Source organism: Mesorhizobium sp. GW821-FHT04C10, assembly GCF_059420305.1.
Window position 1 is genome coordinate 4,565,762 of record NZ_JBWKTL010000001.1, and the last position, 25,202, is coordinate 4,590,963.

The 25,202-nt window shown below is 62.9% G+C and carries 23 protein-coding genes; 7 read left to right on the plus strand and 16 right to left on the minus strand.

Translation table 11 applies throughout. The features are described from left to right. Positions 1-233: 233 nt before the first annotated feature. Positions 234-3,386: an ATP-binding protein gene (locus AC07UC_RS22145; protein WP_494907423.1), complete on the minus strand. Its 3,153-nt coding sequence runs from the start codon at positions 3,384-3,386 to the stop codon at positions 234-236. Between the two features lie 187 nt (positions 3,387-3,573). Here AC07UC_RS22145 and AC07UC_RS22150 point away from each other — a divergent pair, with 187 nt between their 5' ends. The 3 genes from AC07UC_RS22150 to AC07UC_RS22160 all read left to right on the plus strand — a co-directional run bounded on the left by AC07UC_RS22150 (position 3,574) and on the right by AC07UC_RS22160 (position 5,227). Further along, the gene (locus AC07UC_RS22150) at positions 3,574-3,759 is read left to right on the plus strand and encodes a hypothetical protein (protein ID WP_140773854.1); all 186 of its coding nucleotides are present in this window, start codon (positions 3,574-3,576) and stop codon (positions 3,757-3,759) included. A 280-nt stretch (positions 3,760-4,039) separates the two neighbouring features. Beyond that, positions 4,040-4,516: an iron-containing redox enzyme family protein gene (locus tag AC07UC_RS22155; RefSeq protein ID WP_281406828.1), complete on the plus strand. Its 477-nt coding sequence runs from the start codon at positions 4,040-4,042 to the stop codon at positions 4,514-4,516. 24 nt (positions 4,517-4,540) lie between these two features. Next, the gene (locus AC07UC_RS22160; protein WP_494907424.1) at positions 4,541-5,227 is read left to right on the plus strand and encodes a Crp/Fnr family transcriptional regulator; all 687 of its coding nucleotides are present in this window, start codon (positions 4,541-4,543) and stop codon (positions 5,225-5,227) included. A 116-nt stretch (positions 5,228-5,343) separates the two neighbouring features. On the opposite strand, the gene AC07UC_RS22165 is transcribed toward AC07UC_RS22160, so the two are convergent. Beyond that, on the minus strand, positions 5,344-5,616 hold the full coding sequence (locus AC07UC_RS22165) for a hypothetical protein (protein WP_140773857.1): 273 nt from the start codon (positions 5,614-5,616) through the stop codon (positions 5,344-5,346). 403 nt (positions 5,617-6,019) lie between these two features. Between AC07UC_RS22165 and AC07UC_RS22170 the strand changes: the two genes are divergently transcribed. Together AC07UC_RS22170 and AC07UC_RS22175 are read left to right on the plus strand one after the other, a co-directional pair. Continuing rightward, on the plus strand, positions 6,020-6,949 hold the full coding sequence (locus AC07UC_RS22170; RefSeq protein ID WP_494907425.1) for an agmatinase: 930 nt from the start codon (positions 6,020-6,022) through the stop codon (positions 6,947-6,949). A 65-nt stretch (positions 6,950-7,014) separates the two neighbouring features. Continuing rightward, positions 7,015-7,767 carry an outer membrane protein gene (locus AC07UC_RS22175; RefSeq protein ID WP_494907426.1) on the plus strand — a complete coding sequence of 251 codons (753 nt, stop codon included), beginning with the start codon at positions 7,015-7,017 and terminating at the stop codon, positions 7,765-7,767. 227 nt (positions 7,768-7,994) lie between these two features. Here the strand turns inward: AC07UC_RS22175 and AC07UC_RS22180 are convergent, their stop codons facing one another. The 6 genes from AC07UC_RS22180 to AC07UC_RS22205 all read right to left on the minus strand — a co-directional run bounded on the left by AC07UC_RS22180 (position 7,995) and on the right by AC07UC_RS22205 (position 12,618). Next, a complete protein-coding gene (locus AC07UC_RS22180; RefSeq protein ID WP_494907427.1) occupies positions 7,995-8,774 on the minus strand; it encodes a pyrroline-5-carboxylate reductase in 780 nt (259 codons plus the stop codon). A gap of 43 nt (positions 8,775-8,817) precedes the next feature. Then, positions 8,818-9,702, minus strand: a complete 885-nt coding sequence (locus tag AC07UC_RS22185; protein WP_494907428.1) for an aldose 1-epimerase family protein — start codon at positions 9,700-9,702, stop codon at positions 8,818-8,820. 177 nt (positions 9,703-9,879) lie between these two features. Continuing rightward, positions 9,880-10,596, minus strand: coding sequence for a Bax inhibitor-1/YccA family protein (locus AC07UC_RS22190; protein ID WP_494907429.1), 717 nt, complete (start codon positions 10,594-10,596; stop codon positions 9,880-9,882). A gap of 21 nt (positions 10,597-10,617) precedes the next feature. Next, on the minus strand, positions 10,618-11,391 hold the full coding sequence (locus AC07UC_RS22195) for an anti-sigma factor family protein (RefSeq protein WP_140773861.1): 774 nt from the start codon (positions 11,389-11,391) through the stop codon (positions 10,618-10,620). Beyond that, positions 11,388-11,939, minus strand: a complete 552-nt coding sequence (locus tag AC07UC_RS22200; protein ID WP_494907430.1) for a sigma-70 family RNA polymerase sigma factor — start codon at positions 11,937-11,939, stop codon at positions 11,388-11,390. Before AC07UC_RS22200 ends, AC07UC_RS22195 begins: the two co-directional genes overlap by 4 nt. 85 nt (positions 11,940-12,024) lie before the next feature. Beyond that, on the minus strand, positions 12,025-12,618 hold the full coding sequence (locus AC07UC_RS22205) for a histidine phosphatase family protein (RefSeq protein WP_494907431.1): 594 nt from the start codon (positions 12,616-12,618) through the stop codon (positions 12,025-12,027). Between the two features lie 179 nt (positions 12,619-12,797). Here AC07UC_RS22205 and AC07UC_RS22210 point away from each other — a divergent pair, with 179 nt between their 5' ends. Together AC07UC_RS22210 and mazG are read left to right on the plus strand one after the other, a co-directional pair. Continuing rightward, complete coding sequence (locus AC07UC_RS22210; protein WP_494907432.1) at positions 12,798-13,982, plus strand: amino acid aminotransferase; 1,185 nt, start codon at positions 12,798-12,800, stop codon at positions 13,980-13,982. Positions 13,983-14,062: 80 nt separating this feature from the next. Further along, positions 14,063-14,887: a nucleoside triphosphate pyrophosphohydrolase gene (gene mazG, locus AC07UC_RS22215; protein WP_494907433.1), complete on the plus strand. Its 825-nt coding sequence runs from the start codon at positions 14,063-14,065 to the stop codon at positions 14,885-14,887. Between the two features lie 60 nt (positions 14,888-14,947). Here mazG and hflX read toward each other — a convergent pair whose 3' ends face one another. From hflX to dusB, 8 genes are all read right to left on the minus strand, one after another. Next, positions 14,948-16,339, minus strand: a complete 1,392-nt coding sequence (gene hflX, locus AC07UC_RS22220) for a GTPase HflX (protein WP_140773866.1) — start codon at positions 16,337-16,339, stop codon at positions 14,948-14,950. Further along, a complete protein-coding gene (gene hfq / locus AC07UC_RS22225; protein WP_006202172.1) occupies positions 16,340-16,585 on the minus strand; it encodes an RNA chaperone Hfq in 246 nt (81 codons plus the stop codon). It lies immediately after the preceding gene. 145 nt (positions 16,586-16,730) lie between these two features. Next, a complete protein-coding gene (locus tag AC07UC_RS22230) occupies positions 16,731-17,594 on the minus strand; it encodes a D-amino-acid transaminase (RefSeq protein ID WP_494907434.1) in 864 nt (287 codons plus the stop codon). A 101-nt stretch (positions 17,595-17,695) separates the two neighbouring features. Beyond that, a complete protein-coding gene (ntrX, locus tag AC07UC_RS22235; protein ID WP_010909346.1) occupies positions 17,696-19,057 on the minus strand; it encodes a nitrogen assimilation response regulator NtrX in 1,362 nt (453 codons plus the stop codon). Next, a complete protein-coding gene (locus tag AC07UC_RS22240; protein ID WP_494907435.1) occupies positions 19,047-21,332 on the minus strand; it encodes a sensor histidine kinase NtrY-like in 2,286 nt (761 codons plus the stop codon). Before AC07UC_RS22240 ends, ntrX begins: the two co-directional genes overlap by 11 nt. A 129-nt stretch (positions 21,333-21,461) precedes the next feature. Further along, a complete protein-coding gene (gene ntrC / locus AC07UC_RS22245) occupies positions 21,462-22,922 on the minus strand; it encodes a nitrogen regulation protein NR(I) (RefSeq protein WP_010909344.1) in 1,461 nt (486 codons plus the stop codon). Further along, complete coding sequence (locus AC07UC_RS22250) at positions 22,919-24,061, minus strand: two-component system sensor histidine kinase NtrB (RefSeq protein ID WP_140773869.1); 1,143 nt, start codon at positions 24,059-24,061, stop codon at positions 22,919-22,921. The genes ntrC and AC07UC_RS22250 overlap by 4 nt, the downstream gene beginning before the upstream one ends. Next, positions 24,058-25,086 carry a tRNA dihydrouridine synthase DusB gene (dusB, locus tag AC07UC_RS22255; protein ID WP_494907436.1) on the minus strand — a complete coding sequence of 343 codons (1,029 nt, stop codon included), beginning with the start codon at positions 25,084-25,086 and terminating at the stop codon, positions 24,058-24,060. The genes AC07UC_RS22250 and dusB overlap by 4 nt, the downstream gene beginning before the upstream one ends. Between the last annotated feature and the right edge of the window lie 116 nt (positions 25,087-25,202).

Here is a 25,202-nt window from a genome sequence, read left to right on the forward strand (position 1 = left end):
CCGCAGGCCGGGCATTCGATGGCATGCATGGGAGAATCCGGCCGGACTGGCGGGCGCGATGCGGAAAGCGCTGTCCTGATTGCTGCGCCACCTTCATTCGTAAGTTCCATAATCTATCTTATGCGACTTTTTCATGCGCACGCTTCGGGCCCCTGAGCGGCCCGGATAGCGGGTAAGTTTCAGCCGAATGGAGTCTGCGGCGGCGGAGACGAAGCGAGGACATAACGGCCGCCCTACGGCGCGGGCTTCCTTAGTCGCCCCCGAGCCTGTCGTGCACCGACGACGAAGCCTTTTTGCGCGCACAGGCGAACAGCGCTCGCAAGCGCCGCATCCGCTTCTTCCGGGAGGCCGGCGATGTGGAGAACCTCTCCAAGACCGTCGAGGACGAACGACCGGAGGAACAGAAAGTCCGTCGGCTCGGCGATCGCGACAGCCTCCCGGGCCATACGGAGAGCTCCCTCCACATCGCCCACACGGACCGAGATCTTTGACCGGACGCATCGCAGCAGGCCTTGCGAGTATGTGTCGTCACTGCCGGCGATCCCCTCGCCCAACCGAACGAACGTTTCGGCCTCCTCGTACCGGCCTTGGACATAGATGGCTTGGGCGAGGATGCCGGCAATCGTAGGCAACCATGCGAACTCGCCGGTGCGTTGAAGGGTCCTTACACCCCAGCGAAGCTCCCGCTCGGCGGCTGCCGCGTTGCCCGCCCAGAGCTCGGCCAGGGCGCTCATCTCCGTAAGAGGTCCCGCGCTCCACACGGTCAGTGCGACTTCCTCGACCGCTGACCTGGCCTGCGCTATCAACTGCCGCGCCTCGCCAAATCTGCCGCGCATCGCCTCGAGATTCCCCCAGCTGAAGAGCGCTGCCGACATCGCCTTGCGATCACCCTGCGCCCTGGCGAGCACGTCCTTGCACCGGCCGATCGCCGCCTTGACCGGCATACGGCCGGCCCACACGACAAGCGGCACCCATGAGAGCGACTCGAGCCATTCTCTGTCGTTGCCCGCTGCAAACGCATGCGCCGCCGCGCTCTCCCACGCCTCTTCAGAGGCGCCGAAATTGCACTTTGTCAGGTGAAACAGGCCAAGCAAGGACCAACCCTTGGCCAAGCCGTGCTCGTCGTTCTCCTGCTCGAACATCGATATGGCCTGCCGTGCCTCTCGGTACGCCTCGTCCGCCCACCCCTCCGGCTCTGACAGGAAGCGCACCCACAGATCGAGAATGAGCGCATGCGCTTGCAGTCGACGATCGGCGGAGGCGGTCGCGGCCTCACGCATCTGGGCGATCGCGCCACGCGTGCGCTCGAGGTCGCCAGTCTCCAGCAGTGCAAATGCGAGCTCCGGCAACAGTGCCAGCCGCCCAGGATCGTCGCGAGGTCCGAGCGAGATGGCGCGCGACAGCATGTTGACCGCGGCTGGCATGTCGCCCCGCGCGAAGGCGCGCTGCCCGGCAGAAGCCAGCGGCACGCTCGCACGTCGTGCCAGCGACTCGACGCGCTCGTTCGATAGACCGAGCTCCGCGAGAGACCTGTAGGCTCGCTCAAGGTGGTAGCCGACGATCTCTTCGTACTCTCGGGCCCGCTCGCGCATCCTTGCCTCCAGCCATGAGGCGAAGCGCTCATGCATGTGGGCTCGCACGCCCTTTGGAATGCCATTGTAGGCCGCGTCCCCGACGAGACTGTGAGTGAAGCGAAAGGCATCCTCCTCCTCCAGATCCGAGCGATCCGGGCGGATCAGCTGCTTTCTCGCCAGCGACTGAAGCTGGCCGCCGACGCGGGGCCGCTGCTCTTCCGGCGACATCTCCTCGACGGCGCCCCACCAGAAGATGCGTCCGATCACGGATGCCCGCTCGATCACAGAGCGCTCCTCGCCACCGAGCCGGTCCAGGCGCGCGTTGATAAGGGCGTTGATCGTGGGTGGAATCGTCAGCCTCGACAGGTGGTCAGCCGCCGTCCACGTGCCGTCGACGGCAATAAGCAAACCGTCGTCGATCAGCATCCGCAGCGTCTCCTCCACGAAGAGAGGGTTTCCCTCGGCGGCATCGGCGATCCGCGCGCGGGCCTCGTTCGCGAGCTCCGCGCCTCCGAGCAAGTTCCGGATCAAGCCATCCGTATGGGCGTCGCTCAGCGAGCGCAGGGTGATGAGGGACGCGTTCGCCTTCGACGTCATCCAGCCGGCGCGAACCTCGAGCAGCTCAGGGCGAGCGAGGCAGAGGAAGAACGCCGGCACACCGTCAAGCGAATCGGCGAGATATTCGAGGAGATCGAGGAACGTCGGCTCGGCCCAGTGAATGTCGTCGAACACGACGACCAATGGCCGATGCGTTGCCAGCTTGCCGAACAGCTTGCGCACGGCCCAGAACGTCTCTTGAACACCAGGCGTCGCACGGGTGAGGCCCATGAGTGCGGACAGGCGTTCGACGACCAGCGCGGCATCGGGACCTTCCAGCAACTTGCCAATCTTTGCGCGAGCATCGTCGGGCGAGTGACTATCTGTGATGCCCGCCGCGGCCTTGAGCACCTCGATAATGGGCCAAAAGGTAATCCCCTCGCCGTATGGCAGGCACCGCCCCCCCACGACCGTCGTTGTCCTTTCGAGTCGGGGAAGAAATTCACGCGTCAGCCGCGACTTGCCGATTCCCGCCGGGCCCATCACCGTTACGATCTCGCATACTCGAGACTTGACCGTCCTTTCGAACATCTCTCCGATTGCGGCGACTTCCTTGTCGCGACCGATCAGAGGGGATTCGAGACCACGGGCAGCGGGGGCCGCGGGGGCGACATCCATGAGGTTCCACGCGGCGACGGGCTCTGACTTCCCCTTCACGCGAAGCGGCTCGATCGGCGACGTCATCGCGACATCGCGGACAAGCCGATACGTCGCGTCTCCGATCAGAACCTGCCCTGGCTCGGCAGCTTGTTCGAGCCGGGCAGCAATGTTGACCGCGTCTCCGACCGCGAAAGTTTCGCCCTGGCCCGGATCCCCGGCGAGCACCTCACCCGTGGTCATACCTATCCGGATCACGATCCTGGTGCCCCAACGCGCCTCGAACTCATCGTTCAGCCGATGAAGCGCATGAAGCATTGCAACCGCGGCTCGAACCGCACGCACCGCGTCGTCCTCATGGAGGAGCGGGATGCCGAACACCGCCATGATCGCATCCCCGATGAACTTCTCGGTTGTCCCCCCGTGGCCACGAATTACCGCGGCCATCTCCCGAAAGTACTGGGTCATGAGATTGCGAAGCGACTCGGGATCGAGCTCATCTCCCAACGCCGTCGAGCCGACAATATCAGCAAAGAGGACCGTCACCACCTTGCGCGTATCGGCGGCACCGGAAGCTCGTTGGGTCAGCGGCGATTCACAGGACGCACAGAACTGCAATTCGGCTGCATTGGCAGATCCGCATGTCGAACAGATCGAGCTCCCGAGAGCATATCTCATTGTGCTCATGGACTGTACGGCCAGGCCTTGCGGAGGGCAAGTCCGTCCCCCGCAAGGCCGCCCTCTTGACAGGCCCATCTTAGTCTACGATAGTTTAGGATGGTCTAAGATAACTGGAGGATGGGCGATGGCAGTAGAATTGCCAGCACACGTCAAAAAGTATCTCGACGACATGGAGGTCTCGGCGGATGCCCTCCCAGAGGACGCGTGGGAGACATTTGCCAGTCTCTCGGGGGGCGAGATAGCCCTTCTAAGGAAGCTGGGGAAGGACCTGGAGGAAGCAGATGACGGCATCGTCATCAAGGTTCACTAGCCGAGCTTCGTAACCCACGGGATGCTTCTTAACCAGCGGAATGCTTCTTAACCACCGGGATGCCGGCATGGGCGGGATCGAGGTTGGGGCCGCTACTACGCCGAGCGTTCGTCTCCGGCGGAAGATCGATCTTGTGGTCCAACCATACGCAAAGTCATGTCGCACCCTTGTGACGCATCCGAGGCTTGCTGACTTTTGGCCGCAGTTCCTGCTCACTCAGCACCAAATCATTCGTGCGACAGTGCCCTTGACGGAAGTAGCAGCGGAGCGAGCCGAGAAAATGGCGGCTACTGACCCTATCGCGTCCGGTCTGGTCCGATACCTGGAGGAGCACGTCAAGGAGGAGTTGGGGCATGATGACTTGCTGCTCGACGACCTCGAACTGCTGGGTGTGAAGCGGGCGACGGCGCTGAGCCGCATACCATCTCCCTCGGTCGCGAGCCTGGTGGGAGCGCAGTACTACTGGATCCATCACCATCACCCTGTTGCGTTCCTTGGTTTCGTCGCGTTGATGGAGGGACACCCGCCGACACCGACGCTGATCCAGACGCTGATTTCCGCGACGGGGTTTCCGCATGCGGCTTTCCAGACGCTCATCGACCACGGTGAGCTCGATCCCGGACACCGCGACCGGCTCTACCGCACGATCGACGCCCTGCCCCTGACAGCCGAGCACGAAACCGTCATGGGCATCTCCGCCATGCATGGCGCCACGCTTCTTCCATCGACGATCGAGGAGATCCTCGAACAGGGGTAGCGAGGCGGCAATTGGGAAATCAACATGGCCTCCGGCAGCGCGAACGATGGAAATGATCTGCCGCGCCTTGCACGGATTGACCCACGCCTGTTCGATCTTCTCTTCAGCGGCTGCAAGGTCGAACGCTACGCGGCTGGTCAGCATCTCTTCGTTCAGGAAGATCCATCCGATCGTATTTACGGGGTGATGAGCGGGACGGTGGAGATCTCGATCTATTCGCAGGGAGGCCAGAGGCTGGTGGCCAATATCGAGCTTGCGCACAGCCTGGTCGGAGAGGTTGGCGCGCTCGACGGGCGCCCGCGCACCGCAACCGCCATCTGCCTCACCGCTTGCGATCTGGCCTCGCTCGGCCGGACGCAACTCTTCGATCGCATTGAAAGAAACCCATCGCTGGCACGTGCCATGATTGAGCTGTTGTGCGCACGGCTGCGTTGGATCAGCAGCGAACTTGGGGATCATGCCTTCTTCGGCATTGAAGCGAGGCTGGCGAAGCGACTGGTCTTCCTGGCTGGCGTAATGGCGGATGGGTCAGGCTGGATACCGATTTCCCAGTCTGAACTGGCGGAATTCCTGGGCGCCACGCGCGAGTCCGTCAACAAGACGCTCAACAATTGGCGCAACCGCTCGATCATCGCAATCAAGCGTGGTGGCCTGCGAATAACCAATTTCGGCGCCCTTCGTCATCTGGCCGAGACACAGAACGACAACTGAAGTCGCCAATTCACAAGGGTGGAATGAGGGCCACCACATCGGATCCTGACAGTCCGTGGAAATGTCCGCCTGAGGCGGGAGAGCGGTGGCGCTGACCACCGCTCCCCACTTGTATCTCAGTTGCGGCAATTGGGACTGACAGGGTCATACTGGTGCGGGCTGACCCCCATGCAACTGGAGTTCGAAACGCCACCAGCCAACCCGATCGATCCTGTCTGGAACCCATACACCGCTTCTTCCGAAGCCAATGGATGTTGGCCCTTGACCTCTCCCGGGGCCTCGAAGTCGCCATTGTCGGCACGAAGGCTGTGGACGAAGGTCGAGTCGATCGCGAACGAAGGCGCCGTGAGCATAAGCAACGCTGACGCAGCTGTGATGATCTTGTACATTTTGATCTCCTTTGTTTGGTTTCACCACAATTATTGTGAATAGAACGAAAATTCATCCTATCTGCAAAAGACCATCTCTCTCGTTTGATCTGATGTTTTTTTGCTCTAAGATCTATTTGCAAAGGGCAGATAAATTTCTGTTCTGGCATATCTTGTACGCCACACACGAATTTGTATGTGAAGGAGTTCACAAGAGGCCACTAATATGAGGTAGGTCGCCTTTTCGAGAGGTGCCTGGAACAGATCCGTCGCGAGATCGACGACAGGACAATCGACTACAATCGCAAAAGCTCAGGGGGCGATCGAAGGCGTCGAGCTTCCCGATCCACAAAGTCGGCCTACTTTGCGGCAACCGCTGTTACGCGATAACCTCCCAGTCCGTTTCATCAGGACCATCAAGAAAATGTCGCCATCATTCCTCGGCCTTCCCGACCGCCTCGCCGACGGCCGCACGCCCCGTGCGGTGATCTTCGGAGCCGGCCATGGCAGCACCTATCCCGGCCAGGACAGCAGCGGCCATGCCTTGGCCGCCGACGCCATACGCGCGGCCAGCCAGGGTGATGCTCCGCTCGTTGAGCACTGGGATTTCGATCTCGGCGGTCCGTTGTTCGACGGCAAGCCAGTCTGCTGCGTCGACGCCGGCGACATCTCGACCATCCTGCACGACAATACCGAAAACAGGGTCCGGATCGAAGCCAGGACGCGTGAGGTCCTGGCCTTGCCGGCCGTGCCAATCCTGCTTGGCGGTGACGATTCCGTCGTCACGCCGTTCCTTGCCGGCTTTGCCGATCACGGACCGATCTGGATCCTGCAGATCGATGCCCATATCGACTGGCGCGACGAGGTGCATGGCGAACGCTACGGCTATTCGAGCCCGATGCGGCGGGCGAGCGAGATGGCGCATGTCGCGGGCATGGTGCAGGTCGGTCTGCGCAGCGTCGGCAGCGCACGCCTCGCTGAAATCGAAGCGGCGCGGCGCTATGGCAGCCATTTCGTGACCGCCCGCGAAATTCATGCTCAAGGCGTGGAAGCGGCGCTCAGGCATATTCCGGAAGGCGCTCGGGTCGTCGTCACCTTCGACTGCGACAGTCTTGATCCCGGCATCATGCCAGGCGTGGCGGCGCGTACGCCGGGCGGCCTCACCTACACGCAGGCGATCGACCTGATCGCGGGTCTCGGCAAGCGGGCCAGGATCGCGGGATTCGACCTTGTCGAACTCTATCCGCCCGCCGATATCGACGGAATGTCGGCCCTGACCGCAGCGCGTGTTCTCGTGAATGTGATCGGCACAATCGTCCGAACTGCTCATTTCAGAGACAGTGGGGCGCAATAATCACAGCTCATTTATTGTATTCGTGTATTTTCCTCTTCACTGATGAACAGGACGGGAGGTATTCAGTGAAACGACTTCTTGCAATCATTGCGCTGGCCGGACTCAGTGCCACCACGGCATCGGCAACGGATATGGCCGCGCCGGTCGCGGGATCTGCCTATGACTGGAGCGGCTTCTACGTCGGCGCGCATATTGGCGTCGCCAATGGCGACATCACGGCGACAGACTTTTCGCTACCCAACGGTGGTTTCTTTACCGACGACATTGATCCTGGAGCAGAGGGTTTCGACTTTCACAATGCAAATGTCGCGGGCGGCGTGCATGTAGGCGCTCAGTATCAGTGGGAGCAATTCGTCTTTGGTGGCGAGGCCACATGGGATGCCACGGGCGTCGAAAAGACGATCACAAGCCCCTATTTCCCAGACAGTGATACCGAGACCGGCAAGATCAAGCACTATGCGACGGTTGTTGGTCGCGTTGGCTATGCCTTTGACCGTTTCATGATCTATGCCAAGGGCGGCTACGCTGGCGGCGAAGTCGGTTTCAGAGCGCATGATTGTTGCAGCTTGGCCCAGGGCGTCACCTATGAGCAGAGTGACTGGCATAATGGCTACGCCGTGGGTGCTGGCATCGACTATGCCCTCACCCACTCGCTGACTCTGGGCGTGGATTACACACACATAGATCTTGGATCCAAGACGAGCACCGGGAACAACGTGTTTGATGACGGCACGCTGGGAAGCAATCCTGAGACTTACAAGATATCGGCCAAGGCGGATGCCGTAGTGGCCAGGCTGAGCTACAAATTCGGCGGCTAGAGCATTTGACCGTTTCATGGAAACGGCGAGCCGCTCTAACTCTTTGTTTTGACGCAATTCCGGAAGGAAAACCGCTTCGCAAGTTTCCTGGAATGGCCCTAGCAGAGATCGGATCGTGTTTGCCCGGCCTCGCGCCGGACATGGTCGTTGCCCCCGAGAAGAGCTCGGCCGAGTCCCCTGCTCCGGCCGAAATCGGTTAGAGTCGGGAACGCTTCTCGTCTGGCCCGTCAAGTGGCGCCGGCCGCCGAAATGCGCCGATGGACACCGTCCAGGCTTTCCGCCAACGCCTCAAAGACGTTGTGGGCCGTGAGCTCGTTCAGAACCTGCTCATTGATGCCGCCACGGGTCGCATAGTCCTGCGCCAGATGGGCGAAATCCGCATCAGGCGCCGTCTCCGGCGCGTACCCAAGCCCCTTGAACAGCGCCGCGATATAATCGCGCCCCTTCGCGTCTGGAACGCCATGCGCTTTCAACCAGTGATGGATCGTATCGAGGTATTTGAAATAGGCGGCATAGGTCGCGGTCGCCACGCTCAACGCATCGAACTCTTGCGAGTTCTCGACCTCGATCACCTTCCCCAACCCGCCGAGCAACGCCGTCACATCCGGATCAGGCGGGTAAATAATTGTCGCCCCCAACCGGTGAGCGACCATCGGCATGGGAAGCGCTTTTGTCACGCGGGTCGCTGGGGCTGTCAGGCCGATGATTTCCTCGCGTGACAACGTGGCGATCAGGCTGATCAGGTGATGGTCGCGCCGGAACCGCAATTCAGGCAGCACCTGATGGGCAATCTGCGGCCGGACCGCCAGCATGACGGTGTCGCACGCGTCTAGGACCGCCTGATTATCGGCGGCGACATGCACATTCGGATAGCGGGAAGCGAGATTCGAGGCGATCTCTTCGTTGCGCGGCGACAACACGACCGAAACCGGATCGTCGGCTACGGATTTGAGCCCGGTAACGATGGCAGCCGTGAGCGTGCCTGTGCCGATGAAGCCAAGTTTCATTTGATGCCCCACGGCGTTGGTTATGCGGTTGGCCGTCCGGTGATCACCGCCGCCCCAGCTCCAGGCTGATCCGGTAGCCCAGAGAACGCTTCGCTCCCGGCTCGATCAGCATCACGCCAGGTTTCTCGCTGAATTCGCCGTCGAAATCGGCTGGGCTTGCAATGCCGTGCCACGGTTCGATGCACAGGAACGGCGCGCCGCCCGGCTTGGACCAGATGCCGAGTTCCTCTGTTCCCTGCCATGACATTTCGATCGCTGGACCGTGGTCGGCGGCGTAGCGCACGCTCGTGCTGGCGGGCCGATCGAGAATGACGGCGTCGTCATCGAACAGGCGTTCGGATAGTGGAAGCGTCTTGCCTTCGATGGGTGTCGGCCACGCCACCGGGAGTAAAAGGCCATCCTTCAGCCGGCGGATCGGCGCCGGCTCGGCCTCCGCAAAGGTCAGCCGATAGGCCTCCTTGGGCAATTCCGGCAGCAATGGCCAGTTGAATGCCGGATGCGCGCCGACCGAAGCCGGCAATGGCTCGTCGCCGGTGTTGGTGATCGCGAAGGTCACGCCAAGCTGCTGACGGTCGAGCGTGTAGGTCACGGCGAGGCGGAAGGCGAAGGGATAGTGCGCGCGCGTGTCGGCGTCGTCGGTGAGGACCAGCGTGCAGGAGTGGGGTCCCCTCTCCTCCCAGGTGAACGGCTTGTCGCGGGCGAAGCCGTGCTGTGTCATCGGATAGGTGCGGCCACGATGGCGCAGTTGGTCGCCCTTCAGCCGGCCGACGATCGGGAACAGGACCGGCGAATGGCGTCGCCACTCTGGACCGGCCTGCCACAGGAACTCAAACCCTTGCGCATCCTGCAGCGAAACCAGTTCGGCGCCCTGCCCGACTATGACGGCCGAGATGCCGTCGCCACGGAGCGTTTGGCTGTCCTGTGCCATATGTCCTCGCGGGCCGGCGTTGAAGCTGGCGGCAGACTAGCAAAAGCCCCCGGGGACTCAAGCCGGGTCGTGTCGGAACGGATTGGGCCGGAACGAATTGTGGCCGGAGGATCTCTCCTCCGGCCACCTCTCCGCATCAAGGGCGAGAACCCCACCCTTGCCCACAGCGGACAGTCGTTACTCCCGTTCGCCGGTGAAATTCAGCAGCAGCTGGAAGATGTTGATGAAGTTCAGGTAGAGCGAGAAGGCGCCGAAGACGGCGAGCTTCTGGCGCGATTCCGCGTCGAAATTTTCGGCATACTGTTCCTTGATCGTCTGCGTGTCCCAGGCGGTCAGGCCGATGAAGACGGCGATGCCGATCACCGAGATGGCAAACTGCAGCGCGGTCGAGCCAAGGAAGATGTTGACGATGCTGGCGATCACCACGCCGATCAGGCCCATGATCAGGAACGACGAGAACTGCGTCAGGTCGCGCTTGGTCGTGTAGCCATAGAGGCTGGTGGCGCCGAACATGGTTGCGGCGATGAAGAAGGTGCGGGCGATGCTGGTTCCGGTGAAGACCAGGAACACGGAGGCGAGCGACAGGCCCATCACCGCGCAGAAGGCCCAGAACATCATCTGGGCGCTGGCCGCCGACATGGTCTGCATCTTGAACGAAAACAGCATGACGAAGGCGAGCGGCGCCAGCATCACCACCCACTTCAGCGGGCTGGAGAAGATCGGCACGTAGAGCGCCGGCGTCGACGACACCAGGAAGGCGACAAGGCCGGTGACCACGAGGCCAAGGCCCATATAGTTGTAGACGCGCAGCATGTGCTGGCGCAGGCCCTCGTCAAAGACGGCTCCGGTTTGGGCGCCGGTGCCAACGCGATATCCCAGATTGGGCGTATTCATCTGCAGTCTCCTTTGGATCGGTCAGTAAAGTGTTCTGGCGAGCGTCTCGGCGGCGCGGTCCAGGTCATGAACTCCGCTCTTCGCGACCACCGCGTAGGCAACTTCGCCGATCTGGAAATAGGCCGAGGAAATATCGCCCGAGGGCGCGACCGTCGGCTTGACCACGTCGAAGGTTCCCGGCCGGATCGCAAACAGCGACACCAGACCCATATCCTTGGTGTCGACAGCCATCTCGACGCTCGGGCCGAAGCGCGACGGATAGATCTGCACGTCGCGCACCTTCCAGTCCTTGGGCAGCGACGGCATGACGATCGCGGTGGCGGCGCGGATCTCTCCGGCATTGTAATTGGGCGCTTCCGGCTGCGAGGGCATGGCTTCGCGCACCAGCGTCGTCCTGTGTGCCCGCACCGCCTCGTCGACATAAGCGGGCGGCTGCGGCGAAGCGACGACCTTGGTCACGGACATCGGGCCGATGATGCCGTTCGCCAGCCAGCCGGCGGCAACGAAGGCGGCAACGGCGGCGGCACGCTGCAACACGCCGAAGATGCGGCCGCGGGCAAGCCCCCTCTCCAGACGCCGCGCCGCGTCAGCGGTCGCCGGCCGCGCCATGCCCTTGGAGCCGGCGAGCGCCACGCGCAGTTCGTCGCGGGTCCGCAGATCCGACATCACGCGGGCGGCAGCCTCCGGACGCGTGGACAGGAATGCTTCCACCTCGATGCGGCGGGTGACATCCAGTTGCTCATCGACATAGGCGTCGAGGTCGGTGTCCGTAACGGGGTCGACAAGAGCGGTCATTGCTCACCTCCCACGATCCTGAGATGATTCTTGCCGCGCCCCGGGGCGGCGTCTTCCATCTGGCGCAAGGCGGCGCGCGCCCTGCCGATGCGCGACATCAGCGTGCCCAGCGGCACACCCGTGGCATTGGCCGCCTGCTGATAGGAAAGCCCTTCGATGGCGACCAGATGCAGCGCCGAACGCTGCTCTTGCGGCAGGTTGAAAAAGGCTTCCCGCACCTGCGCCAGGCGCACCGAATGCTCCTGCGGCGCCGGCGTGGCGGTGTCGGCGAGATATCCGGCCTGTTCGATGCGCGCCGCTTCCGAGCGGCGCGAGCGCATGCGGTCGACAAAGGCGTTGTGGACGATCGAGAGCAGCCACGCGCGAAGGTTTCCGCCGGAGCGGAAAGTGCCGCGCCGCTCATAGGCGCGCACCAGCGCGTCATGCACGAGATCCTCGGCATCCGCGCTGTCGCGCGTCAGCGACTGCGCGTAGCGCCTTAGCGATCCGAGCTGTCCTATGATGTCAAAGCGTGGCATCGACCGTTTCATGCCCTGTTTACGGAGCATGTGGGGATTTTAATCCCGACCTCGCCATTTTTCTTCGACGGGCTCCGCCGGAGGATCGCATTTGCGCCCGTCGCCCGCCCGGCTCTCAGGGGCGAAGCGGCTTTGCCGGTTTGGGCGTAGTCACGCCGCAGGCGCGCAACACCCATCTGCGGCCGTCGCTGCGAAAATCGGTGATGCTCAGCGGCTCGATGTCGATCTTCCAGCTGGCGGCAAGCGGCGCGCCGAGAACATGCAGGATTGCGGTGCGAATGACGCTGGCATGGGTCAGCGCGATCGTGTGACCGCGCTCGGCGATTAGCCGGTTCATCAAGTTGGAGGCCCGATGGGCAACGTCGGCCAGCGACTCGCCGCCGTCGGGCGCTGCATTGGGGTCTGCGAGCCAGGCGGCGATATCCTCCGGCTGTTTCGCCTGAACCTCCTCAAAGCTCCTGCCGGCCCAGCTTCCATAATCCTGGTCCGCCAGGAGCGGTTCGACAGATGCCTCCAGCCCCTGGGCCTCGGCGGTCTGCCGAGCACGAAGCGAGGGCGCTGTCCATACCCGATCGGCACGGCGCAGCGTGCCGCGCATCGCCTTCGCCAGCGTCAGCGATCGCGGCTCCAACGGCTCGTCACCCTGGAATGCACCCTTCCGGGTCGCGGCCGTGGCGCCGTTGCAGATCATCGTCAGCCGTACGAGCATGAAGCAGTCATCCCTAAGCCGCTTTCGAAGCGGCGCATACGCAGCGATTAGAATAGCGGCTATCGTTTCGATCGAAAGACCACACCCTTGGGTGCCGCCTTCTGTTTCGCACAACTAAAACCGCTGGCGAAGCGCCTTCTATTTGCGTATCACTCCGCCGCGCCAACGGAACCATAGTGATGTTTGAAGACCTGCAGCCAGCTCCCGCCGACAAGATCCTGGCCCTGATCGGCCTTTATCGCGCCGATCCGCGCCCCAACAAGGTCGACCTCGGCGTTGGGGTCTACAAGGATCGCGACGGCAAGACGCCGGTGATGCGCGCCGTGCGTGAGGCCGAAAAGCGGCTGCTGAACAGCCAGGACACCAAGACCTATCTTGGGCTCGCCGGCGATGTCGGCTTCAACGCGGTGATGGCCAAGCTCGCCTTCGGCCCGGGCGCGGACATGACGCGCATCCGGGCGGCACAGGCGCCCGGCGGCTCCGGTGCCTTGCGCCTTGTGGCGGAGTTGCTCAAGCGGACGCGTTCGGACGCAACCGTCTGGCTGTCGGACCCGACCTGGCCGAACCATATGCCGGTGATGCGTGCCGCCGGCCTGCAAATCCGCGAATATCCTTATTTCGACGCGGCCTCGGGTGCGGTTCGTTTCGACGACATGCTGGCGGCGTTGCGGACGGCACAGAGCGGCGACGTGGTGCTGCTGCATGGCTGCTGCCACAACCCGACCGGCGCCAACCTGAATGCGGCGCAGTGGGAGGCCGTCACCGATCTGGTCGTAGAGCGGGGTCTGCTGCCGTTCGTCGACATTGCCTATCAGGGCTTTGGCGACGGCCTCGAGGCCGACGCCCTCGGCCTGCGCCTGCTGGCGGCGAAAGTGCAGGAAATGGTCGTCGCCTCCAGCTGCTCGAAGAATTTCGCCGTCTACCGCGACCGTGTCGGTGCGGCGATGGTCCTAGCCAGGGATGGCGCGCAGGCCGATGTGGCGATGAGCCAGATGCTGTCGGCGGCGCGCGCCATGTATTCGATGCCGCCGGACCATGGTGCGGCGGCCGTGCGCATCGTCCTGGAAGACGCCACCTTGCGTGCCGACTGGGAAGCCGAGCTGGAAGAGATGCGCCTGCGCATGCTTCGGCTTCGCGTCCAGTTCGCCGAGGCACTGCGCCGGCAATCCAACTCCGATCGCTTCGACTTCGTTGCCAGCCATCGCGGCATGTTCTCGCGGCTTGGCCTCACGGAAGCACAGGTTGAGCGGCTGCGCACCGAACATGGCGTCTACATGGTCGGCGACAGCCGCATCAACGTCGCCGGGCTGCCTGAAGACGGCATGGATGACCTCGCCAAGGCCATCGTCTCCGTACTCGACTGAAGCGGCTCACCTGTGGACAAGGCCCCCTCGCCGGCTGACAACATTGGCCGCGCGTCGGGCCGCAGGGTAGCATCCGCCGCATGACGCCATCGAAAGACATTTCGCGCCTGATCGAGATCATGGCGGCGCTGCGCGCGCCGAAGACAGGCTGTCCATGGGACATCGAGCAGGATTTCTCGACCATCGCCCCCTACACGATCGAGGAAGCCTATGAGGTGGCGGATGCCATCGCCCGTGGTGATCTCGATGACCTGCGCGACGAACTCGGCGATCTCCTGCTGCAGGTCGTCTATCATGCGCAAATGGCTGAGGAAGCGGGTGAATTCGCCTTCCCGGACGTGGTCCAGGCCATCACCACCAAGATGATCCGTCGCCATCCGCATGTCTTCGGCGACGAGAAGGCGCGCAGCGCCGGCATGGCCAAGGGCATGTGGGAAAAGATCAAGGCCGAGGAGAAGGCGGAGAAGCGACAAGCCCGCCTCGCGCGCGGCCTCGACCCGGAGGACAATGGCAAGGGGTTCCTGGACAGCGTTCCGGTCGCCCTGCCCGCTTTGACGCGGGCGTTGAAACTTCAGGAGAAGGCTGCCCGTGTCGGCTTCGACTGGAGCGAGGCGGCACCCATCCTCGACAAGATCGAGGAAGAGATCGGTGAGTTGCGCGAGGCGCTGGCCAAGGGCGAGATGGCCGCGATCAAGGACGAATTCGGCGACATGCTGTTCGCCGTCGTCAATCTCGGGCGGCATCTCAAGCTCGATTCGGAAGCGGCGCTGAGCGGTACGAATGAAAAATTCCGCTCACGCTTCCACTATGTCGAGCAGGCCCTGGAAAAGTCAGGCAATACGCTGGAAAAGGCCACCCTGGCCGAGATGGAAGCGCTCTGGCAGGAAGCGAAGGGCGCGAAGTAGGCCTGTCAACCGGCAATTCCGGACGGAAAGCGCTGCACGCTTTCCTGGAATTGCTCCGGGCTACCCGTTGTTTTTACGACGCAATCGGCTCTCGATCTCTTCGCGGGCGCTTTGCGTGGCCTTGAGCGAGATGGTGGCGCTGCCGTCATCATTGTCGGTGCGCGAAACGACATCGCCATTGCGGTAAAGCCAGTCGACAAGACCGAACTGCGCCGGCTCGATCGTCACCGTCAGGTCTTCGAGCTCGCCCGCCATGCGTGTCTCGATGAGCGCTTTCAGCGCGTCGATGCCCTCGCCGGTCACCGCCGACACGGCGATCGGCGGGCCCTTGCTGCCGTCGGCGGCATCGGCGAGCAGCCGGCTCCTGTTGCCTTCGTCCAAAAGATCGATCTTGTTCCAGACCTCGATCACACGCTTGGTATCACTGGCGTCTACGCCGAGGTCGGCCAGGATGCGCTCGACATCCTCTGCCTGTGCGGCCGTGTCGGGATCGGAGATGTCGCGCAGATGGATGACGAGATCGGCCTCGACCACCTCTTCCAGCGTCGCGCGAAAAGCCGCGATCAGATGCGTCGGCAGATCCGAGATGAAACCGACCGTGTCCGACAGGATGATCGGCGTGCCATGCGGCAGGCGCACGCGGCGCAGCGTCGGGTCGAGCGTGGCGAACAGCATGTCCTGCGCCAGCACGTCCGCTCCGGTCAGCCTGTTGAACAGCGTCGACTTGCCGGCATTGGTGTAGCCGACGATAGCCACCACCGGGAACGGCACCTTCTTGCGCTTGGCGCGGTGCAGGTCGCGGGTACGACGAACCGTTTCCAGCTCGTGCTTCAGCTTGATGATCTTTTCCTGCAACTGCCGCCGATCGGATTCGATCTGGGTTTCGCCGGGGCCGCCGAGGAAGCCGGCACCGCCGCGCTGACGTTCAAGGTGGGTCCAGCTGCGGACAAGGCGGCCCTTCTGGTAGTTGAGATGGGCAAGTTCGACCTGCAGCGTGCCTTCCTTGGTACGGGCGCGCTCGCCAAAGATCTCGAGGATCAATCCGGTGCGGTCCAACACCTTGGCATGCAGTTCCTTCTCGAGATTGCGCTGCTGCACCGGGGTCAGAGGATGGTCGACGATGACCAGCTCCGCGTCCTTCTCCTTGACGATCTCGGCAAACTCTTCGACCTTGCCGCTGCCGAGCAACGTCGCCGGGCGTGGGTCGTTGACGGTCACTACAGCCGTATGGACGGGGTCGAGATTGATGGCCCGGGCAAGGCCGACCGCCTCGTCGTGGCGGGCTTCAGCGGACCGCGTCAAGCGAGGACGGTTGGTATCGTCGTCGCCGCGCGGCTGGCGGGTAAGCACAGGTACAATGACGACAGCCCGGGTCGGCCCCTTGGCTTCCGTCCCGGGATGATGTGCTGGTTTTCCGCGAACCGTAGCGTCCGCGTCTTTCTCACGTGCCAATCAGGCGCCCTGGCTTTCCTCGCCATCGAACATCTGAACCGGCTGGCTCGGCATGATCGTGGAAATGGCGTGCTTGTAGACGAGCTGGGAGTGGCCGTCGCGGCGCAGCAGGACACAGAAATTGTCGAACGAAGTGACCACGCCGGTCAGCTTCACGCCGTTGATGAGGAAGATGGTGAGCGGGTTCTTGCTCTTGCGAACTGAATTCAGGAACAGGTCCTGAAGGTTTTGCGATCGTTCCGCCATTGTTCTTGTCTTTCGCCGATCCCCTTCGGTTTGCTAGCCAATGCGCCAAATTGTCGGGCACATGTCAAGCGCGCAAACACCGTCTTGTCGTCAGTAACGACAAGCAGAACGAGATATATTGATGTTCATTCCACCTGTGCGGTTATCAGGCTGGACTTTTTTCCGCAACGTCAAAAAAGGCTTGCCGCAACGAAAGTGTTATTGAGCCGGGGTGACCATTGGCGACCGGATCGCCGTCGATCGATACGACCGGCATGGCAATCGTGGTCGCGGAACTGATGAAAGCCTCGCGCGCCACCTTGGCCTCGGCAACGGAAAAACCGCGCTCCTCGATCTTCAGGCCGAGCTTTGCCGCCACCTCAAACATGGTCGTGCGGGTGATGCCGCGCAGGATGCCATGATCGGCCGGCCTGGTGACCAGGACGCCGTCCTTGGTAACGATCCAGGCGTTCGACGACCCGCCTTCCTTGACGTCGCCGTCGGTGTCGACGAACCATGCCTCCTGGGCGCCCGCTTCCTTGGCTTTCTGCTTGGCCAATACATTGGGCAGCAGTCCGACGCTCTTGATGTCCACCCGGTCCCAGCGGTTCTCGGGCACGGTGATGACCGCGATGCCTGTTTCGGCTCGCTTTGTACCGGCGGCGGGATCGGCCTTCTTGGCTGTCACCACCAGGGATGGCTTGGTGTCAGCCGACGGGAAGACAAAGTCGCGGCTTGCGACACCGCGCGTCACCTGGACATAGACCAGACCGTTGACGACATGGTTGCGGTTGACCACTTCGCGCAGGATGAGCGGCAGCACATTGCGCGCGACCGGCCAGGCGATCGACAGTTCGGTCAGCGAGCGGTTCAGCCGCGCAAGGTGGCGCGGCATGTCGACGATAAAGCCGCGCGCCACTTCGCAGACCTCATAGACACCGTCGGCGAATTGATAGCCGCGATCCTCGATATGCACGGAAGCATCCGCGTGAGCGACGTAGCGCCCGTTGACATAGGCAATGCGCGGCATTGGCGACCCCTGGAAAACTCTCGGGCTTTCTTATGCGATTCCGCCTTGGCCGTAACCGGCAAATGCTTGGCCCAGGCGTGGCTGAACAGACATCGCGCCTGTCAGACGCCCAGCGACTTCAGCTTGCGGTGCAGGGCCGAGCGTTCCATGCCAATGAACTCGGCCGTCTTCGAGATATTGCCGCCGAAGCGGTTGATCTGGGCGATCAGATAGTCCTTCTCGAACTGTTCACGCGCCTCGCGCAGCGGCAGCGCCATGATGTGCTGGTCGGACTGATTCGGCGTGCGCGGCATGACATCGCCGATCTCGGACGGCAGCAGGTCCGCGGTGATCGGCGCATCGACGTCGTCGCCCCGCGCCAGGATCATCAGGCGCTCGACATTGTTGCGCAGCTGGCGGACGTTCCCCGGCCAGTTGTGCGCCTGCAGCACAGCCAGCGCGTCGTCGCCGATGCGACGCGGCTTGATACCGGCCTGGCGGGCGATCTGCTTCATGAAGTTGTCGACGAGATAGGGAATGTCCTCGCGCCGCTCGGCCAGTCCCGGCACCATCACGGGAACCACTGCCAGGCGATGATAGAGATCCTCGCGGAAACGGCCATCGGCGATCATGGCTTCCAGGTTTTGCGAGGTCGAGGAGATGATGCGGACATCGACCTTGACCCGCTTTGTGCCCCCTACCCGCTCGAACTGCTGCTCGACCAGCACGCGCAGGATCTTGTTCTGCGTCTCGCGCGGCATGTCTGCCACTTCATCGATATAGAGGATGCCGCGATGAGCCTCTTCCAGCGCGCCGACCTTGCGCTCGACACCGTTCGATTCGGTGCCGAACAGTTCTATCTCCATGCGCTCCGGCGTGATGTTGGCGGCGCTCAGCGTCACGAACGGCGCGCCCTTGCGCGCCGACAGCGTGTGAATGGCGCGCGCCGCCAGTTCCTTGCCCGAGCCGGACGGACCGATAATCATGACACGGCTGTTGGTCGGCGCGACGCGCTCGATGGTCTGACGCAGCTGGCTCATCGCCGACGACATGCCGATCAGGTCGAAGGTCTCGCCGCTGCGCTGCTTGAGGTCGGACACCTCGCGCCGCAGTTTCGAGGTTTCAAGCGCGCGCTCGGCAATGAGGATCAGCCTGTCGGCCTTGAACGGCTTCTCGATGAAATCATAGGCGCCACGACGGATGGCGGAGACCGCCGTTTCGATGTTTCCGTGGCCGGAGATCATCACCACCGGCAAGGTGGGATGCATGGTCTTGATCTCGTCCAGCAGTGCCAAGCCGTCCAGACGCGAACCCTGCAGCCAGATGTCGAGGAAAATCAACCTCGGCGCACGATCAGCTATGGCAGCCAGCGCGCTGTCGGCGTCGAATGCCGTGCGGGTTTCGTGACCTTCGTCGCTCAGGATGCCTGCGACGAGCTCGCGGATGTCTTCCTCGTCATCGACGATGAGAATATCAGACGCCATTACCGACCTTTTCAGTTTCTCTTTCGTGTTCCGTCTTGGCCTCGCCGCGCGGCGGCGTGGCAGCCGCGGGCGGCAGAATGATGCTGATCATCGCGCCGCGCCCGCCATGGAAATCCGCAGGTGCATCATGAAGTTCCAGCCTGCCGCCATGGTCCTCCACGATCTTCTTGACGATAGCCAGACCAAGCCCGGTGCCCTTCTCTCGTGTGGTCATATAGGGCTCGAGCAGCCGTTGGCGATTCTCCCGCGGCAGGCCTTTGCCATTGTCGATGACGTCGATTCGAATCGCGCCATTCTGACGGCCGGCTTGAATCCGGATTATGCCGTGCGAACCATCCTTCTGTTCCAGTCCATCGATCGCCTCTGCGGCATTCTTGATCACATTGCCGAAAGCCTGCGCCAGAAGGCGGCTGTCGAACGTGCCCTTGAGCGGTTCGTTGCCGAATATCCGCTCGAAGGTGATGTCGGCGCGGCTGACCTCGACGAGGAACGAAGCCTCGCGCAGCGATTCGCGCAGATCGATGGCCTTCATCTCCGGCTTAGGCATGCGCGCGAAAGCGGAGAATTCGTCGACCATGCGGCCGATATCCTCGACCTGCCGGATGATGGTGTCGGTGCATTGGTCGAAAACCTCGCGGTCCTCGGTGATGACCTTGCCGTAACGGCGCTTGATGCGCTCGGCCGAAAGCTGAATCGGCGTCAGCGGGTTCTTGATCTCGTGGGCGATGCGGCGCGCCACGTCGGCCCAGGCGGAAGAACGCTGTGCCTGGACCAGATCGGTAATATCGTCGACGGTCACGACGTAGGATTTCTCCTCCGAGCCGTCGTCACCGGCCTCGATGGTGATCTGCACGTTGAACGTGCGCTCGGTGCCGGCGCGGAAGAACGTCACCTGCTCACGGTAGACAGGCTTGCCTGACTGGCGGCCGATCTCGAAGACGCGGCCGACATGCGGCAGGATGGCGGAAAGGTTCTGCCCGAGCGCAGCACTGGCGGAGATGGCCAGCATCGATTCGGCCGAACGGTTGACGATGGTGATGATGCCGTAGGGATCGACGCCGATGACGCCGGCGGTGACACCGGCAAGCACGGCTTCGGAAAAGCGCCGCCGCTCGTCGATCAGGTCCTTTGCCGACAGGATCTCGTTGCGTTGCGATTTGAGCTCGAGCAGCATCTTGTTGAAAGTGTCGCCAAGCGAGGCGACATCGCCATCGGAAGGCCTGACGGGGACAGCGACGTCGAGATTGCCTGTGGCCACCTCGTCGGCGGCACCGATGAGCTGGCGAATGGGCCGCACAAGACGGTCGGCGACGGCAATGCCGGTCCAGATCGCCGACAGGATGATGATCAGGGTCAGCGACAGATACGGCAGCGCGAAGGCCACTTGCGAGGTGCGCCTGTTGTCTTCGAGATTGCGGTACTCGTCCGTATTGGACCTGACGATCTGCCGCGCCTTGATCACCTCGGGATCGACCAATCGGATGGTGTAGAGGTAGAGGCCCTCGATCTCACGCAGCTTGACGATGGCGCCCATGATGTTGCGGGTGCGCGGCTCTATCAGCACCGGTCTGCCGTCGGTGGCGCTGCTGACTGAGCCTTCCGGCGGCTCCGGCATGGCGAAATCGGCATCGGTCTGGGCGCTCATGACGAACGAGCCGTCGGGCTTGATCAGCGCCGCGTGGGCCAGCGACCGGCCTACCGCCTCCTTGTTGAGGAGGTCGAGAAAGCCCGTCCGGTCAAGGCCGTAGAGCGTGCGCGACGCATCGAGGTCATAGGCCATCGACAGCGTGGTGCCTTGCAGATTGCGGGCGTTTTCCTGGACATAGGCATCGGCGATCGACAGCGAGGAATTGACGATCGTCTTGGTGCGAATCTCGAACCAGCGGTCGAGGCCGATATCGAGCGTGATCGAGGCAATGATCGCCACCATGATCGCGGGAATGGCGGCAACCAGCGCGAACATCGCAACGATGCGCACATGCAGCCGCGAGGCCGCCTTGCCGTGCCGGCGCGCCATCACGATGCGATGCACCTCGCGTCCAACCAGGGCACTGAGGAAGAGCACGAAAGCGGCGTTGAGCGCGATCAGCGCCCAGGTCGTCCTGGCATCAGGCGCGATCGGCGTCGCGCCGACCAGGATGGTGAAGGAGATGGCCGCCATGACCAGCGCGCCGACGACCGCCACCACGCCGGGCAGCGCCAGCAAGCGGCGCCCGTCGCGCGCGCCGGGTTCGCTGAAGAGCGGTTGGTTGATTACAGGTGCCTGCGGAGCCATGTCGCCGTCTTGGAGCCAATGATTGCGTCCGATCTATGCAACGCATTGTGGCGATTATGCAACAAGTGTGACAATGGCGGAAATCTTTCGCCGCTCAGTCCCCTGAAAAGAGCCGGATCGGATCAGCGCTCAGCCTGGCCGCGACGATTTATAGACATTGACGCCGAGTTCGCGAATCTTCTTGCGCAGCGTGTTGCGGTTCAGGCCCAGCAGCTCCGCCGCCTTGATCTGGTTGCCGCGAGTCGCCGTCATCGAGGCCAGTACCAGCGGATATTCGACTTCGGACAGGATGCGCTGATAGAGCCCGGCCGGCGGCAATTCGCCGGCAAACGAGGCGAAATAGCGCTGCAGGAAATGCTCGACAGCCTGGCCGATGGAGAGGTCGTCGGGGATGAGGTTACCGCCGCCGGGGACCACGGGCCGTTCCCCGGTCTTGAGCTCCGCCTCGATGATCTCGGCGGAAATCTCGTCCTGCGAATAGAGGGCGGCCAGCCGGCGAACGAGGTTTTCCAGTTCGCGTACATTGCCCGGCCATGGGTAACGCTTCATCAGCTCAATGCCGCCGGACGAGATGCGCTTGGTCTGCAGCCCCTCCATCTCGCCAAGCTTGAAGAAGTGGCGCACGAGGTCTGGCACGTCCTCGGACCGCTCGCGCAATGCCGGCAGCCTGAGCGGCACGACGTTGAGGCGATAAAACAGATCCTCGCGGAACAGTCCCTGGTTGATCAGGGTGCGCAGATCCTTGTTGGTGGCGGCGACAATGCGCACGTCGGTCTTGATCGGTGTACGGCCGCCGACCGTCGTGTATTCGCCCTGCTGCAGGACGCGCAGCAGGCGCGTCTGCGCCTCCATCGGCATGTCGCCGATCTCGTCGAGAAAAAGGGTGCCGCCCTCGGCTTGTTCGAAACGACCGGTGGAGCGGTTCTGGGCGCCGGTGAAAGCGCCCTTCTCGTGCCCGAACAGCTCTGATTCGATCAGGTCGCGCGGGATCGCCGCCATGTTGATGGCAACGAACGGGCCGCCGCGACGGCGGCCATATTCATGCAGCGCACGCGCCACCAGTTCCTTGCCGGTGCCGGATTCACCCGAGATCATCACCGTCAGGTCGGTCTGCATCATGCGCGCCAGCATGCGGTAGATGTCCTGCATGGCCGCCGAGCGGCCGACCAGCGGCATCGTTTCAGGCTGCTCATCCGGCCGCGCATCGATCTTCGGGCGTCGCGGCTCCGACAGCGCCCGGTTGACTATGTTGAGGAGTTCGGTCAGGTCGAACGGTTTTGGCAGATATTCATAGGCGCCGGTTTCGGATGCGCGAATCGCCGTCATGAACGTGTTCTGGGCGCTCATGACGATAACCGGCAGCTCCGGCCGCGCCTTCTTGATGCGCGGCAGCATGTCGAAGGCGTTTTCGTCCGGCATCACCACGTCGGTAATGACGAGGTCGCCCTCACCCGCCGCCACCCAACGCCACAAGGTCGAGGCATTGGAGGTTACGCGCACCTCATGGCCGACGCGAGAGAGGGCCTGATTGAGCACGGTGCGGATCGCCGCATCGTCATCGGCGACGAGAATATTGCCGCGGGCGGTCATTTGCGGTCTCCTTCGCCGTCTTCATCGGCACCGAATGGCGTTTCCTTCCAGGCCGGCATCAGGATGCGGAAGGTGGTTCCGCGCGGGGTCGAGTCGCATTCGATGATGCCGCCATGCTCGCCGACGATCTTGGCGACGAGTGCCAGCCCCAGCCCCGAGCCGTTCGGCTTGGTGGTGATGAAGGGATCGAACAGGATCGGCAGGATGTCCTCCGAGACGCCGGAGCCATTGTCGCGTACGCAAAACTCCAGCGGCAGCGATACGCGGTCCTGCGTGCCCGGAACCGAAACGCGGATGCCCGGCCGGAAGGCGGTCGACAGCACGATCTCCCCCTGCGGGTCGCTGCCAATCGCCTCAGCGGCGTTCTTGACCAGGTTCAGGAACACCTGGATCAGTTGGTCGCGGTTGGCGAATACCGGAGGCAATGATGGATCATAGTCTTCCAATATCCTGATTTTCTTTGCAAAACCGTTCTTTGCAATCGCCTTGACATGGTCGAGCACGACATGGATGTTGACGGGGTAACGGTCGATCGGCCGCTCGTCGGAAAACACCTCCATGCGATCGACCAGCGACACGATACGGTCCGTCTCGTCGGTGATCAGCCGGGTCAGCGCGCGATCCTCGTCGGAGGCCGACAGTTCGAGCAACTGGGCGGCACCGCGAATGCCCGAGAGCGGGTTCTTGATCTCATGGGCAAGCATCGCCGCCAGGCCGGTCACCGAGCGCGCCGCACCACGATGCGTCATCTGCCGGTCGATCTTGTCGGCCATCGAGCGCTCCTGGAACATGACCACGACGGAGCCCGGGAATTCCGGCACCGGCGCGACATAGAGATCGACGACCTTCTCGATGCCGAGGCGCGGCGACGACACATCGACGCGATACTCGTTGACCGGAGCCCGGCGCTCGCGCACCTGATCGACAAGGGTCAGCAGCGGACTGCCGAAGGGGATCAGCTTGGACAGGGTGTTGCGCGCCAGCATGGTCGCGCTGGAGCGAAAGAAGTCCTCGGCATCGGCGTTGGCAAAGGTGATGAACCCCTCCTCGCTGATCATGATCACCGGACGCCGGATGGTGTTGAGAACGATCTGGGCGGCATCCGCCATTTCAGCGACCTGGCCTGCGGTGGCGTTCATGCGGCGCTCCGCAGGTTCAAGGGTTGCGGATCGTGCGAGAACACATTTCGCAGCAAGGCAATGACGCGGGCCGGCTCGAACGTGGTCAGGATGGCTTTCCGGTCGTCGTCGGTAACGCCAACGGCATGGCGATCGAGATACCAGCCCAGATGCTTGCGCGCCTGCCGCAAACCGCTCTCGACGCCATAAAGCGCCAGCATGTCCTCGTAGTGGGCGACGACATAGTCGGCCAATTCCGCGGGATTTTGTGGTATGTCGACCGCCGTTTCACCTGCCGCCGCGGCCGCGACGCCACCGGCGATCCAGGGCGCGCCATAATGCGCGCGGCCGACCATCACGGCATCGGCGCCGGATTGCTCGAGAATGGTGGCCGCTTCGGCCGGGGAGCAGACATCGCCGTTGGCAACGACGGGAATCGACACCGCTTCCTTGACGCGAGCAATGGCACGCCAGTCGGCCTTGCCCTGATAGAACTGGCAGCGCGTGCGCCCATGCACCGTCACCATCTGGACGCCCGCTTGCTCGGCACGGCGCGCCAGGAGGGGCGCATTGAGCGCACCTTCGTCCCAGCCCAGCCGCATCTTGACCGTCACCGGCACCTTGACCGCGCCGACCACGGCCTCGATCAACGACAGCGCATGGTCGAGGTCCAGCATCAATGCCGAGCCGGCATAGCCGCCGGTAACCTTCTTGGCCGGGCAACCCATGTTGATATCGATGATGTCGGCGCCCTCGCCGGCGGCGATCCGCGCGCCTTCGGCCATATGGGCGGCCTCGCGGCCCGCAAGCTGCACCATATGGACGGGCAGGCCGGAATGACGTATGCGCAGGTCGAAGCCGGCCCTGCCCTTGGCGAGTTCGCCGCTTGCCACCATTTCGGACACGACAAGGCCGGCGCCATGCGCATGGGCGCGCTGCCGGAAAGGCTCGTCGGTAATACCCGACATCGGCGCGAGGAACACGCGATTGCGGATTCCCACGCCGCCGACGTCGAGAGGCGCGGCCAATTTGGTCAGGTTAACCATGCACAAAAACCAAGCACGTCCATTCGTTGCACATTCTCTAGCCAGAACCGCCACAATGTGCAACGCGGAATGACGCCACATTAAGGCGCAATTGGGAAAATGCCGGCCTTGGGTGT

Bases quoted from the DNA above. Each gene is read 5' to 3' on its own strand.
- AC07UC_RS22190 (WP_494907429.1), bottom strand. From the start codon at position 10,596: ATGAATACGCCCAATCTGGGATATCGCGTTGGCACCGGCGCCCAAACC.
- AC07UC_RS22170 (WP_494907425.1), top strand. From the start codon at position 6,020: ATGTCGCCATCATTCCTCGGCCTTCCCGACCGCCTCGCCGACGGCCGC.
- AC07UC_RS22160 (WP_494907424.1), top strand. From the start codon at position 4,541: ATGGCCTCCGGCAGCGCGAACGATGGAAATGATCTGCCGCGCCTTGCA.
- ntrC (WP_010909344.1), bottom strand. From the start codon at position 22,922: ATGACCGCCCGCGGCAATATTCTCGTCGCCGATGACGATGCGGCGATC.
- AC07UC_RS22200 (WP_494907430.1), bottom strand. From the start codon at position 11,939: ATGCTCCGTAAACAGGGCATGAAACGGTCGATGCCACGCTTTGACATC.
- AC07UC_RS22155 (WP_281406828.1), top strand. From the start codon at position 4,040: ATGGCGGCTACTGACCCTATCGCGTCCGGTCTGGTCCGATACCTGGAG.
- AC07UC_RS22230 (WP_494907434.1), bottom strand. From the start codon at position 17,594: ATGCCGCGCATTGCCTATGTCAACGGGCGCTACGTCGCTCACGCGGAT.
- AC07UC_RS22240 (WP_494907435.1), bottom strand. From the start codon at position 21,332: ATGGCTCCGCAGGCACCTGTAATCAACCAACCGCTCTTCAGCGAACCC.
- AC07UC_RS22185 (WP_494907428.1), bottom strand. From the start codon at position 9,702: ATGGCACAGGACAGCCAAACGCTCCGTGGCGACGGCATCTCGGCCGTC.
- AC07UC_RS22250 (WP_140773869.1), bottom strand. From the start codon at position 24,061: ATGAACGCCACCGCAGGCCAGGTCGCTGAAATGGCGGATGCCGCCCAG.
- AC07UC_RS22180 (WP_494907427.1), bottom strand. From the start codon at position 8,774: ATGAAACTTGGCTTCATCGGCACAGGCACGCTCACGGCTGCCATCGTT.
- dusB (WP_494907436.1), bottom strand. From the start codon at position 25,086: ATGGTTAACCTGACCAAATTGGCCGCGCCTCTCGACGTCGGCGGCGTG.
- AC07UC_RS22205 (WP_494907431.1), bottom strand. From the start codon at position 12,618: ATGCTCGTACGGCTGACGATGATCTGCAACGGCGCCACGGCCGCGACC.
- AC07UC_RS22165 (WP_140773857.1), bottom strand. From the start codon at position 5,616: ATGTACAAGATCATCACAGCTGCGTCAGCGTTGCTTATGCTCACGGCG.
- AC07UC_RS22210 (WP_494907432.1), top strand. From the start codon at position 12,798: ATGTTTGAAGACCTGCAGCCAGCTCCCGCCGACAAGATCCTGGCCCTG.
- AC07UC_RS22150 (WP_140773854.1), top strand. From the start codon at position 3,574: ATGGCAGTAGAATTGCCAGCACACGTCAAAAAGTATCTCGACGACATG.
- mazG (WP_494907433.1), top strand. From the start codon at position 14,063: ATGACGCCATCGAAAGACATTTCGCGCCTGATCGAGATCATGGCGGCG.
- hfq (WP_006202172.1), bottom strand. From the start codon at position 16,585: ATGGCGGAACGATCGCAAAACCTTCAGGACCTGTTCCTGAATTCAGTT.
- ntrX (WP_010909346.1), bottom strand. From the start codon at position 19,057: ATGGCGTCTGATATTCTCATCGTCGATGACGAGGAAGACATCCGCGAG.
- AC07UC_RS22195 (WP_140773861.1), bottom strand. From the start codon at position 11,391: ATGACCGCTCTTGTCGACCCCGTTACGGACACCGACCTCGACGCCTAT.